The sequence below is a fragment of the Bacillus sp. JJ1773 genome (assembly GCF_036962035.1).
In the GTDB taxonomy this organism is placed as follows: domain Bacteria; phylum Bacillota; class Bacilli; order Bacillales; family Cytobacillaceae; genus Cytobacillus.
The window spans coordinates 53,105-66,668 of sequence record NZ_JBALNX010000027.1 but is presented as its reverse complement, the minus strand read 5'-3'; the positions used below and the strand labels follow the sequence as shown (position 1 = coordinate 66,668).

Annotated in this window: 9 protein-coding genes; all 9 read left to right on the top strand. The window is 38.6% G+C overall.

Translation table 11 applies throughout. From position 1 onward, the window contains the following. Positions 1 to 154: 154 nt before the first annotated feature. The 9 genes from ftsY (at position 155) to V7127_RS06510 (ending at position 13,431) form a co-directional block, all read left to right on the top strand. Positions 155 to 1,144: a signal recognition particle-docking protein FtsY gene (gene ftsY, locus V7127_RS06550; protein WP_335484406.1), complete on the top strand. Its 990-nt coding sequence runs from the start codon at positions 155 to 157 to the stop codon at positions 1,142 to 1,144. A 159-nt stretch (positions 1,145 to 1,303) separates the two neighbouring features. Next, positions 1,304 to 3,685, top strand: a complete 2,382-nt coding sequence (locus V7127_RS06545) for a hypothetical protein (protein ID WP_335484404.1) — start codon at positions 1,304 to 1,306, stop codon at positions 3,683 to 3,685. Continuing rightward, positions 3,682 to 4,617 carry an ABC transporter ATP-binding protein gene (locus V7127_RS06540; protein WP_335346973.1) on the top strand — a complete coding sequence of 312 codons (936 nt, stop codon included), beginning with the start codon at positions 3,682 to 3,684 and terminating at the stop codon, positions 4,615 to 4,617. Before V7127_RS06545 ends, V7127_RS06540 begins: the two co-directional genes overlap by 4 nt. Next, entirely contained in the window at positions 4,614 to 5,459 is an 846-nt protein-coding gene (locus tag V7127_RS06535) for an ABC transporter permease (protein ID WP_335484402.1), read from the top strand. The genes V7127_RS06540 and V7127_RS06535 overlap by 4 nt, the downstream gene beginning before the upstream one ends. Positions 5,460 to 5,479: 20 nt before the next feature. Beyond that, positions 5,480 to 7,027 (top strand): hypothetical protein, encoded by a 1,548-nt coding sequence (locus V7127_RS06530; RefSeq protein WP_335484400.1) that lies wholly within the window; start codon positions 5,480 to 5,482, stop codon positions 7,025 to 7,027. Positions 7,028 to 7,032: 5 nt separating this feature from the next. After that, positions 7,033 to 8,037: an AAA family ATPase gene (locus V7127_RS06525; RefSeq protein WP_335484398.1), complete on the top strand. Its 1,005-nt coding sequence runs from the start codon at positions 7,033 to 7,035 to the stop codon at positions 8,035 to 8,037. After that, positions 8,037 to 8,903 carry a DUF58 domain-containing protein gene (locus V7127_RS06520; protein WP_335484396.1) on the top strand — a complete coding sequence of 289 codons (867 nt, stop codon included), beginning with the start codon at positions 8,037 to 8,039 and terminating at the stop codon, positions 8,901 to 8,903. The genes V7127_RS06525 and V7127_RS06520 overlap by 1 nt, the downstream gene beginning before the upstream one ends. Positions 8,904 to 8,912: 9 nt before the next feature. Next, positions 8,913 to 10,679 (top strand): vWA domain-containing protein, encoded by a 1,767-nt coding sequence (locus V7127_RS06515; RefSeq protein WP_335484394.1) that lies wholly within the window; start codon positions 8,913 to 8,915, stop codon positions 10,677 to 10,679. Further along, entirely contained in the window at positions 10,663 to 13,431 is a 2,769-nt protein-coding gene (locus tag V7127_RS06510) for a VWA domain-containing protein (protein WP_335484392.1), read from the top strand. The genes V7127_RS06515 and V7127_RS06510 overlap by 17 nt, the downstream gene beginning before the upstream one ends. Positions 13,432 to 13,564 lie beyond the last annotated feature (133 nt).

Genomic DNA, 13,564 nt, shown 5'->3' with positions numbered 1-13,564 from the left:
TACGGGCTGTTGATCCCCTACTAGGAAATTTTTGTTTTACTCAATTTTTTGTAGTGGGGGTCTTACAGCCCGTTAATCTGCGATAATGTTGGAAGCTGGCCTTTTCGGTCGGCTCCAAGTACATATGATTCCATATTAAAGGAAGTGAACCTTAATGAGCTTTTTCAAAAAGTTAAAAGAGAAAATAACAAAACAAACAGATAGTGTTACAGAAAAGTTTAAAGATGGATTGGCAAAAACGAGAGACAATTTTTCAAATAAAGTAAACGATCTTGTTTCTCGATATCGAAAAATTGATGAGGATTTCTTTGAGGAGTTAGAGGAAATCCTCATTCAAGCGGATGTTGGCTTTGATACCGTAATGAAGCTTGTGGAAGAGTTAAAATCAGAAGTGAAAAGGAAAAACATTCAAGATCCAAAAGAAGTTCAAAGTGTGATTTCTGAGAAACTAGTTGAAATATATGAGGCCGGCGGAAAGTCTTCATCCGAGCTTAATATCCAATCCGATTCGCTAACCGTTATCCTTTTTGTTGGGGTTAATGGAGTTGGGAAAACAACAACTATTGGTAAGCTAGCACATAAATTCAAAACTGAAGGTAATAAGGTGATATTAGCAGCAGGAGATACCTTCAGAGCGGGAGCGATTGAACAGCTTGAGGTTTGGGGAGAAAGAGTCGGTGTTGAAGTCATTAAGCAGGCTGAAGGTTCAGATCCCGCCGCTGTTATGTTTGATGCGATTCAAGCAGCAAAATCCCGAAATGCGGATATATTAATTTGTGATACAGCAGGTAGGCTTCAAAATAAAGTCAACCTGATGAAAGAGCTTGAAAAGGTTAAGCGGGTGATTGAACGCGAGGTTCCTGGTGCACCGCATGAGGTTCTTCTAGTCCTTGATGCTACTACTGGCCAAAATGCAATGATTCAAGCAAAAACCTTTAAGGAAGCAACAAATGTTAGCGGAATTGTTCTTACTAAGCTTGATGGAACAGCAAAAGGCGGAATCGTACTTGCTATTAGAAATGAACTCGATATCCCTGTTAAATTTGTTGGTCTCGGAGAAAAAATGGATGACCTCCAGGAATTTAATGCAGAGCAATATGTGTATGGGCTTTTTGCGGAGTTAGTGGAACAAGAAGCTGATTAATTGAAAATAAACGTAAAAACAGCCGAACATTGTATCGGCTGTTTTTTTTTATATTTCTGCGCTGCAATCATTATATTTAGCTATTTTAATAAAGAATGAAAACTTCCACCGTTATTTTTCGTCTATTAATATGGACATTAATTGCTGGGGGAGATTTAGATGCACAAAGGAATTAAATTAGCCATTGGATTTATAGTAAGCTTTTTCTTGACGATTGGCTCTTTTCTGCCAACTGTTCAAGCAGATGCTGAAAATATAACGATTACTATAGATGAAGGCTTAAACGGGAAGGTAAAAATGGGAAAAGGCTTTCCGCTATCTATTAAACTTGAAAACAAAGGTGAGGAATTTATTGGAGACTTACTGATTAATTTTAATCCTTCATGGAACACAGGAGGCGTTCTTTCCATTCATGTAGATTTGCCTGCAAATAGCACGAAAACATATGAAGCCTCCCTGCCGGGTTTAACGGATGATCACTCTTCCTATCAAAATCTTCCTGCCATTCAACTGTACAAAGGAGAATGGCAAAAGGGAAAAACGATTAAATTTAATGGGGACGAAAAGATAAAACCAAAATATATAGATATGAATGAAAATGTAATCGGTGTGTTAAGTGAGAACTATGACAGGTTAAAGGAATTAAGAATTCTTCCTTTTACACAAACACAGATGATTGAGCTCAATAAGGAACAAATGCCTATGCAGTCATTAGGACTTGAGATGCTTGATTTCTTGCTCATTGATGAATATCCTCTGACACAATTGGACATAGAGCAGCAAACGGCCATTAAGGAATGGATTGAAGGGGGAGGTATTCTAATTGCAGGCGCTTCTCCTAATGGAAGTCAATCTTATGGTGATATATATTCCTTGCTTCCGATGAAAATGGACAATGAAGTGAAGATTTCTACTAATTTCCTAAAGCTTGTCGATCATGAAAAAAATCCAAACTTTAAAGAGTTGAATGTTTTTACTGGATCAGTAGAAAAAACAGCCGACATTATTGATCAGAGTGATTCAATTCCAATAACTGCCAAAACTAAAGTTGGAGATGGCACTATTTTACAGACAGGTTTTTCTCTTGGTGATGAACCTTTATCCTCATGGAAGGGTTACAGTACTTGGTTTGCAAAGTTCTTGAATGAAGCTGAAAAAACGAATATGTTTTCAGGCAGATATGGCCTAGATTTTTATGGCTCACTATATTGGGAATTTGTAGAGGCAAATGAGTTTTTCCCTGCCAGCCATTTTTCAATCGTTCAGCTTATTGCTTTATTAGGTGGATATATCATCGTCATTGTGCCCCTATTATATTTTGTTTTGCGGAAAATGGATAAAAGGGAGCATTCATGGTGGATTATTCCTTCAATAGCTTTATTTATGGCTGCTATTGTGTTTGGAATAGGCGCAAAAGACCGGATAGCGAAGCCGCAACTCAATCAAATGGGCGTTTACAGAGTATCGGATAAACAATTAACAGGATTACAAGCAGCAACACTATTATCGAATAAAAGCGGGGAATATACCCTTTCAATTCCAAAAGATTTTAAAGCTGTTACAAGTACACAGAATATGAATGGCTATGATGCTGCGAGGATTGCGGTGTTTGAGGAAAAACGCAAAACTACTGATATCGTCTTCCCGGAAGTAGGCTACTGGTCATCTAAAACTCTGTATGGAAAAGCAAGCAAGAAAACAGAGGGCAGCTTTACTACAGATCTGAAACTTAAAAATAGTCAGTTGACAGGGACGATTCACAACGGTTTTGACTATGATTTCGAGGAAATTTTTATTTGGTCAGGAAATGAAAAGATTGGCTTAGGTGCATTGAAGAAGGGTAAGTCATTACAGGTTGATAAACAAATGAAACAGGCGCTTCTAACAAAGCCTGCTGGTGCTGGAGGCCCTAACTATTCCTATCAAAATACAGATATCAATAAAATGAGAAGAGAAAGATTACAATATGTTGCCTCGAACTTTATTTTAATAAATGGAACTGAAAATGAACCGATTATTGGCGGATTTACGAAAGATGCTATTCTAGATGTTAATATGGTGGGCAAAAAAGAAAAACAGGATAATACAAATCTTATTGTACAATCGTTTCATGCTGAACATGAGTTCTCGGGAGCAGTCACGATTAAAAACGAGATGCTAAGTTCCCATGTTAATGTACTTAAAGGACATATTTTTGAAAGAATGATCAATGGATCTAATCGGGAAATGGCTATGGATGATGGAGAGTATGAGTATATTGTTCAGCTGCCAAAACAATTAGTAGATAGAGGCATAAAGTTAAATGAAATGGCTATAAAAACGAATAGTCAACTGATTCAGTATTCCGTATTCAATTTTGACACTGGAGAATGGCTACCAATTGAAGCGGATAAACGAAGCCTCACTCTTACTGATGAAAACAATCTTCAGCAATTTATTTCAAAGGAAGGCGAAATAAAGTTATTGCTCATAAAAAATGCAAAAGGTGATCCACATGTTCAATTACCGGCGATCACTATTAAAGGGGATGTGACACCGTGATTGAAATTATCGACCTAACAAAACGATACGGAAATTTTACAGCGCTTAATTCACTTAATCTGCAAATTGATAAAGGCTCTGTTTTCGGATTTGTCGGGCAGAATGGCGCTGGAAAGTCAACAACCTTTTCGATTTTAGCTACTTTGCTTGCCCCGAGTTCAGGGACAGCTTATATAAACGGGTATAACGTTCAAAAAGAACCGAAGATGGTTAGAAGACAGCTAGGGTATATGCCAGATTTCTTTGGTGTTTATGATCAGCTCAAGACAATAGAATATTTACATTTCTATGGTGCAAGCTATGGGATTCCTTTGCAAGAAAGAGAAAAGCTTATTCCTCAATTGCTGGATCTTGTCAATTTATCTCATAAGCAGGACTCCTATGTTGACGTACTGTCCAGAGGGATGAAGCAGCGTTTATGTTTGGCCAGAAGCTTAATCCATGACCCTGAAGTGTTGATCCTAGATGAACCTGCCTCTGGACTGGATCCAAGAGCACGTGTAGAAATGCGAGAAATATTAAAGGAATTAAAGAGTATGGGAAAAACAATATTAATTTCTTCACATATTCTGCCAGAGCTTGCTGAAATGTGCGATACGATTGGAATTATTGATCAAGGTCAGCTTGTTGCTGAAGGATCAGTTTCGGACATTCAAGCGAAGTTAAAAGGAGAGAAACTGATTATTGTTAAGACATATCAGGATCTCGATAAAGCGGCAGCCTTTTTTGAAGATGATCCAAATGTGACAAAATTAAATAAAGGAGAGGAGGAAAACTCCCTGCAATTTATATACAAAGGCTCAGCCCTTGAGCAAACGGAATTACTGAAAAAGGCTATCATAAACAACATAGCAATAACAAGCTTTTCGGAAATTGAGACGAACCTAGAAGATGTATTTATGGAAATTACTAAGGGAGTAGAACTGTCATGAAAAATTTTGTTATCAACCCTGTTCTGAATAAGGAATTTAAGCTTCGTTTCCGATCTTTTAAAAGCTTTCTTGGCATTCTCTTCTATTTGCTGGCACTTGGATTAATCATTGTCGGATTTGTGTTTATTGAGTCATTATCGAACTCACATGGGTTTTTCAAGCCAGACCAAAGCAGGACGATATTCATCATGCTCTCTTTTCTTCAGCTCGCTTTAGTCCTGTTTATTACACCTGGACTAACAGCAGGTGTTATTAGCAGTGAGCGTGAGAGACAGACATTGAATATAATGCTGACAACGACACAAAGCTCGGCCAGCATTATCCTTAGTAAACTCATATCGTCCATTTCTTATTTACTTTTATTAATTATTGCGGGACTTCCGCTTTACAGCTTCGTTTTTCTGTTCGGAGGAATTTCCCCTGGACAGGTGTTCATTACGATTTCCTTTTATATTTTCACGATGATTGCTTTTGGCAGTGTAGGTGTACTATTATCAACACTTATTAGGAAAACGATTGTTTCGATGGTGACCGCTTATGGTGTTACATTATTTTTAGCAGGCGGAACTGCATTTTTGGCGCTTGTATTTATGCAATTCGCTAATCGCTATGGATACACTGGAACACCGTCGACAAGCCCATTAGCTTATTTTGCGGCGATGCTAAATCCGCCCATCATTCTGCTAAGTACTTTTGAGCCTGAAATTTCAAGGGAAATTACGAATACAACAGGGATTAAATTCCCTTTATGGATCTCTTATTTACTATCGTATACAGTCATCATTATCGGTGCTGTTTTCATTAGTATTAAAAAACTGCGTCCTAATATGAAAAAGGGATGAACAGATAAGGAATGAAACCAATGGAGGATCGCAAGCAATTTGAAAAACTGTTGAGGCCCATACAGAAACAGCTGCTCGTTCAGTTAATCATAAAGGAGGTTCAGCTTCTGCTTGTATTTGCAGGAGCTCTGTCCCTTTTTCTGCTAGTGCTGGCAAGATTTATTGTTATTCCTTTTGTTAACTATTATTTCCTTTCTATTATGCTTACACTTTTTATCATTTTTATCATTCGTATTTGGAGAAAACGTCCAAAAAAATACGAAGCCGCCATCATTTATAACCATTTTGTACAAGATGATCGGGTTTTGACAGCATACAGCTTCTTAAAAACGGAAGGAGTCATTGCTGCCCTTCAGTTATCTGATGCTGTTAAGCACATGAAGAACACAAGTGAAATGGTTTATAAGAGAAAAAAACATTTTTTTTATCCTAAATGGCTGTTTTTAAGTCTCGCATTCACAGCAGCAGCTATATTTCTATTTGTTTCTCCGAATGAAAACATTAATCTGGCAAAGCAGAAGGAGAAGGAAATCAAGCTTGTAGCAGAGGCTGAAAAAAAACTAAAGGAAGAAATCAAAAAGGAAAAAGATCCAGAAGTGAAAAAAGCTCTACAGGAAGCAGCAGATAAAATGGCAGAAAAGAAATCTGCAGAGGAAGCATTAAAAGAGCTAGCTAAACAGAAAAAGGAATTAGAATTAAAGTCTCTGAAAGAAAAAGAAAAACAAATGGCACTTGAAAACTGGAAGAATGAATTAAAAAATAATGGATTGTCGGATTTAGAAAAGCTCCTAAATGAAAAAAACTTAAAAGCCATTGAAAAGGAATTGGCTAAGTTAAATGAAAAATGGAATGGCCTTACAGAAGAACAGAAGATGGCCTTTAATCAATTAGCCGAAAATGATCGCCAGCTCACTGAAGAGGAACTTGCTAAATTAATGGAACAGATTGAAAGTGCACTTAATTCTGAGGAATTTCTAGCCCAGCTAGCCGCTGCACAGCAGGCTTTGCAAAAAACAGGATTAGCGATGCAAAATCAAATGGCTTCAAATGGGATTCCTCCCGGTAAGCTTGCCTTCGCCCCTTCAGGTCAACCTAGTACTGGAGCTAATCCTTCAGGAAGTCAGCCAAGTGGACAAAGTAGCAATGGACAGCAGCCTGGCCAAAACCCTCAAGGACCGTCTGGCGGAAACAGTTCAGGGAGTGGACAGGGTAACGGAGCAGGAAGCGGTTCAGGAAATGGCAGCGGTTCTGGTTCAGGAAATGGCAGCGGTTCTGGCGGTTTGGGAGCTGGCAAAGGGCAAGGCTCTCGTGAGTTGCTTACAATCCCTGATCATTTAGACGGTCAGACAAATATCGAAACAGATAAAGGCGGTCTTGGAGAAGGGAGCCCGGTCGAGCAAACAGAAGGTTCTGGACCAGTCCTAAAAGGGTCTATCAAACCTTATGACGAGGTATTTAAAACATATGAACATGCATACCGGCAAAGTACGGACCGGTACAAACTGCCAGCCGATTTAGAGGAAATCGTTAAAAATTACTTTACAAATATAGATCCGAACAAGGAGTGACAAAAATGACTTCAACAACAGAAAAGGAACAGCAATTTACCTTTGCTGCCGAAACAATCTCAAAGGTCAAAGATGAAATCCAATCATTTATTGTCGGCCAAAATGAGGTAATAGATCAAGTACTATGGAGCATATTAGCTGGTGGCCATGTGCTATTAGAAGGGCTTCCTGGATTAGGAAAAACAATGCTGATCAAAACGATATCTGAATGCATGGATCTGCAATTTTCCCGTATTCAATTTACACCAGATATTATGCCATCCGATATTACAGGAACGATGCTTCTTCAGCCAGATGAAGCAGGAAGACAAAATTTTGTTTTTCATAAAGGACCATTATTTGCAAATATAGTTTTGGCTGATGAAATTAACAGAGCCACCCCAAAAACACAAAGTGCCCTGCTGGAAGCGATGGGGGAAAAAACCGTTACCATTATGGGTGAAACAAAACGTATGGAAAACCCGTTTTTCGTATTGGCAACGCAAAATCCAATTGATATGGAAGGGACTTACCCTTTGCCGGAGGCTCAAACTGATCGTTTTATTTGTAAAGTGCAAGTTCATTATCCGTCTAAAGAGGAGCTTAAAGAAATTATTTTACGAACGACAGGAACGGAAACTGTCCAATTTAAAAAAATGGCTAAAGTACAGGACGTCATAGTACTTCAGCAGCTGACTAAAGAGGTATTAGTTTCAGAAGACATTATTGATTATGCTGTAAATATAATTTCAGCTACACACTCCGATTCCGAGGAAGCACCAGAATTAGTAAAGCAATTCGTTCAGTATGGAAGCGGGCCGGGTGGTCTTCAAAGCTTAATTAGCCTAGCTAAAGCAAGAGCCATTTCCTTAGGAAGATATCATGTTTCTATTGGTGATATTAAGCATGTGGCTAAGCCAGTATTAAGACATCGCCTCATTTTAAACTTCGAAGGGGAGGCAAATGGCATGACGGCTGATGAGATTATCGAACATATACTAGATAATCTTGGACAGGGAGCAAGAGGATAATGAACAATCAGCATGCGCTCATTAGTAAATTACAGAAAAAGAGATTAATGGTTAAGACGAAAAAGCGAGGCTTCCATAAAGGCTCAAGACAATCTAGCAAGTTTGGGTCTTCTTTAGAATTCTCGGATTTTAGGGCATATCAGCCTGGTGACGATGTTCGTCAAATTGATTGGAATGTCTACGGAAGAACACAAAAGCATTATATTAAAAGGTATCTAGACGAACAGGAACTGTCTATTGCTATTTATCTTGATGCAACCTCCTCGATGAGAAAAATAAATAAAAAATGGGAACTAGCTAAGTATTTAGGAGCAGCACTAAGTTTTATTGTGTTAAATAGTGAAGACAGACTGTTTTTTACTCCTGTTTCATCAAAAGGCATCCATCCTGTTAAGAGGAAAGGGGCCGTCTATAGCAGGCGAACGTTTTTAGAAATTCTCCAGCTGGATGAAGCCGAAAGGACCGGAGAGTTTATCAAGAACTTGAATAAATCAATTGTAAAAACGCAGCAGCTTTCAATTATTATAACGGACGGTCTAGAGCCTTTAAACGAAATAGAAAATTTGCTGAAAAAACTATCAGCCTATAAGCAAGAAGTCTGGTTTATACAAGTACTTAGTAGTGAAGAAATTTCTCCTCGATTTTCAGGAGATATGAAATTAATTGATGCTGAAACAGATTCAATTGTGAATGTCAGCATGAGTCCGTCCATCATAGTAGAATACGAAAAGCGAATCCAAGAGCATAATCGAAATTTAGAAGCTTTATGCCGGAAATTTGGCGGACAGTATGTACTCGCAAGTGATAACCGGGATATACAATCCATATTATTTCATGATTTTTCCGGGAAAGGGTTAATCAACTGAGGTGAAGCTATGCAATTTTTAAATCCGTGGTTTTTTCTATTAAGTGTTTTTATAGCTGCCGTCATATTATTTTATTTTTTCCGGAAGCAATATGTGGAGAAATCTGTTTCCTCTAACTTTCTTTGGGAACAAGTTTTAAATGAGTGGCAAGCATCTCCTTGGCTTAAGAAGCTTCAGCAGAACTTATTATTTTGGCTTCAGCTGTTAGCCCTTCTACTGTTAATGTTTTCACTTGTCCGGCCGTTTTGGTTTGAGAACGTTATAAAGGGGGATCATGTCATCATGATTATTGATTCTTCAGCCTCTATGTCAGCTAAATTTGAAAAAAGCAGCCGCTTTGATATAGCAAAGCAGAAAATGCTTAATTTAGTAGAAAAGCTTGAAGGGCAGGAGGTCACGTTGATAAAAGCGGGGAAAAAGCCGGAAATTCTTTTAAGCCATGAAAGGAATGCTGCTGTAATAAAAAAGCTAGTCAATAGCTTGCAATTGACCTATGAGCATGAGCAGATGGATAAAGCAATGAACCTAGCAGCCTCGCTTTCTACTGAAAAGGATACGTCCATCCATATTTTTTCAGACGGAGTTACGAAGTCAAATGTTGAAGAGGCTATGAAGGATCAATTTGTTGAGGTTCATAATATCGGGGAGGATGTCAACAATGCTTCACTTGTTTCATTTGGGGTTGCACCTGTTGATGGACAAATTACTGGTGTTGCTTTAATTGAAAATCAAACAAATGAAAAGACGGAAATTGATTTTATAGTGAAAAGTGAAGGAGATGAGCTTTTCGGACAAAAGTTTACTATCGAAGGGGAGCAGCAATATGTCGTGCAGATTCCTTCCCTGCCTGAGAAGCCATATTACGAAGCAATGATCTTAACTAAAGATGGATATGAAGCCGATAATTTCTCAACCTCAATTTATACAGAAAGTAATCCAAAGGTATATACAGTAGGAGAGGTAAACCCATTTGCAATAAAAGGTTTTCAAACAATCGGAGCGGAGCTGCTGCAAACAAGTACAGGAAATGCTGACCATGTCCAAGGAATCCTCTTGTCGGAAGGCACCGAGTTGCCAAAACAACTCGAACAGCCAATAATTTTTTTCAATACAAACAATGACAAAATAAAGCTGTCTGAACCGTTGGCAGCGAAAGATGATCGGCTGCTTCAATATGTTGATTATGGAAAAATATATATTGATGCAGCATCGAAGGAATTACAGGGTGATTGGGAAACGATTTTAAGAAGCGGCAATCTGCCATTAATCCAAGGGGGACAAGTAAATGGCTACCCCATCATCATCGTAAACTTTTCATTATCGGATTCTGATTGGCCACTTCAGCCAAGCTTTCCAATTTTTCTATATAACGCATACGAGTGGCTTTCGAAGCAGACAGACTTTCTAGGTTACTTTGGACCAGGTGAGGAAAAATGGTTGAACATTAGTCAAGGAAATCACAGCATCGAAATTTTCAATAACGAAGATAAGAATTTATTTTCTTTAGATTTAACGAAGGAAAGCTTTAAAGCACCTATTGAGCCAGGCACCTATCAGGCTGTTTCAGGAAATAAAATATTCTATTTTTCAGTCCTGCTTGACGATCAGGAGAAACATCCAAAGACGGAGCCAGCTTTTCATTTCAATGAGCAGCAAGCTCAAGAGAATGGGAAAAGGGAAAACCCGAATGATAAACTTTGGTTTTGGCTTGCCTTGATAGCTTTATGTTTTATTGCTTTAGAATGGGAGGTATTCAGGCGTGGGCATAGAGTTTAATTATCCCATTCTATTTTTGCTGCTAATTCCAGCGGTATTGGCAGTCTATCTATACCTTAAGCATAAAAATCAAATTCATTCCAAGGAATCCTATTGGATAGCAAGTATTAGACTGACTATATTTGCTCTATTAATTTTTGCCTTAACGGTCCCGCAAATATTACTTCCAGCAAAGGGCGAAACGGTTGTTTTTCTAGCTGACCGTTCTGCAAGTGTCAGCCAATCTGACCACCATCTTCTTGAATGGATTGAAAAGAGTGTCATGGATAAGCAACAGGATGATTCTTTCGCTGTAGTCACTTTTGGTGAAAATGTTTCACTGGAACAAAATACTGGAATCAGAAAGAATCCGGTTCAGCAATTTAATAGCGAGATTGATGATGGAGAAACAAATATAGAAGCTGGAATACAGTTTGCAGCATCATTAATTCCTCCTAATTCCAGCGGCAGAATCGTGCTGCTATCGGATGGAAATGAGACGGTAGGGAACAGTGGGGAGGCGGCTAATCTTCTTAAAAATCGCAATATTGAACTTGATTATGTTCTGTTAAAAAATCATGTCGGGGAAGATATGTCATTATCTGAGATAAATGTTCCTCCTTCACTGTATAAAGGTGAGGAGGCACTAGTTTCCTTTATCATTGATAGCAACGCTGATAAAAATGCTGTCATTCGGCTCTCAGTAAATAATCAAGAAATTCTCAAAGAGATCGTTCATGTGAAGGAAGGAAAGAATGTCTATACTTTTACTCACAAAGCGGATACATCGGGACTTACAGTATATAAGGGTGAGATTGCTGCCGAAAACGATACTTTTATAGAAAATAATATCATGCATTCTGTTGCAAACGTTAAAGGGACACCTAAAATATTAATTGTTCAAGGAAAAGATGGCGGCAATTTAGAAGCTATTTTAAGTAATTCTGGAGTAGAGGCTGAAACTATTTCGCCGGAAAAACTTCCGACTTCACTATCAAGCTATCTTCAGTACCAAGCTATTATTTTCAATAACGTACCAGCAACCGTCATCACAGAGAGCCAGATGAATATGATTGAGAAAGCAGTAAAGGAATTTGGTACTGGCTTTGTGATGGCAGGAGGGGAGGAAAGCTTTGGTCTAGGAGGGTACTTTAAAACACCTATCGAAAAGCTTTTGCCTGTAGATATGGATCTTAAAGGGAAACAAGAGATGCCTTCTCTCGGTCTGATGATTGTAATGGATCGGTCTGGAAGTATGGCAGGATCAAAGCTTGAACTCGCAAAGGAAGCAGCGGCAAGATCTGTAGAATTATTGCGGGAAGAGGATACCCTTGGCTTTATTGCTTTTGATGACCGTCCTTGGGTAATTGTTGAAACAAAGCCCTTAAAAGATAAGAAAAAAGCGGCCGATCAAATTCGATCTGTTACACCAGGCGGCGGAACTGAAATTTATTCTTCTTTGGAGCTCGCTTTTCAGGAGCTAGAGGATCTGAAGCTGCAGCGAAAGCATATTATCCTGCTGACGGATGGTCAAGCGCCCGGCGGTGATTATGAGGGATTAATTGAAAGGGGAAAGGAAAAAAATATTACCCTGTCAACAGTAGCGTTAGGAAGCGATGCTGATCGAGGTCTCCTAGAGGATTTAGCCAATATGGGATCTGGCCGTTTCTATGATGTGACAGATTCTTCGGTGATCCCAAGCATTCTCTCTCGTGAAACTGTCATGGCAACTAGAACATATATTGAGGACAATCCTTTTTTTCCTAGTATCCAGCCCTTTCCTGACTGGTCAAAATTATTTCAGGATGGGGTTCCGAAGATGAACGCATACATTGCCACAACACCAAAGGGCCGAGCACAGGTGCCTATTTTAAGTGAAAAAGAAGATCCGATCGTTGCAGAATGGCAATATGGTATGGGGCATACGATTGCCTTTACATCTGATTTTTCAGGAAAATGGTCAGGTGACTGGGCTCGCTGGGAAAATTGGCCGCTATTTATTAATCAGCTTGTGACAAAGACTCTTCCTCAGTATGAAAGCGAGCCATACCGAATTCAATTTTCTAAGGAAGATGGCAATCCGATTTTAACATTAGAATCAGCAACAAACCAGACTTTGCCAATTGAAGCTTCTCTCGTTTCAGAGAGCGGGGAAGTCCTTAATACGAATACGAAGCTTGTGGCTCCAGGAAAATACGAGCTTTCTATGCCAAATTCGTCAGGTATGTTTTTTCTAAGTGTAAAGCAAACAAATCAAGACGGATCGATTCATACTTATCAAACTGGATTCACTGTTCCATATTCAGATGAGTATTTAATCAATGGTCCGAATGAAGCCCTTCTTACGGAATTAGCTAAAAAGACCGGGGGAAAAGCTTTAGTGACCGAAAAGGAAACCTTTAGGCCCTTATTGTCCAAAAAATATGAGAAGCAGCCAATAAGTCAATGGTTAATTCTAGCTGCCTTTTTGCTATTTTTTATCGAAATCGCAATCAGACGATTTGGGTTAATTACTATATTCAGTCACAATAGAAAAACGAAATTGGAAAAACGGGAAAGCAGTTTGGATAGGAAAGAAAAAATAAAACAGGCATTTCCTATTAAGGAGGAGCCCACTGTTAATATTGAAGAAAAATCGGTGAAGAACCCGCAAACAAATGGCAAAATGAAACAAGTTAAGCCGAAGAAAGCACAAAAAGAGGTTCAAGCTTCAGCAGAAGAACGTGCTGAAAGAATGAAGAGGCTGCTTGAAGCAAAAAAACGGAAGAATTAAAGATTATGGCTATTAAGACAATATTTACAAGTTTACTTTTGACTAATTCGGAATGTAAAGATAATTTCTTGACATATTCAAATGTCCTAGGTAAACTATGTTTGTAAAGGCTTTTCACTTAACAAGGGGGAGT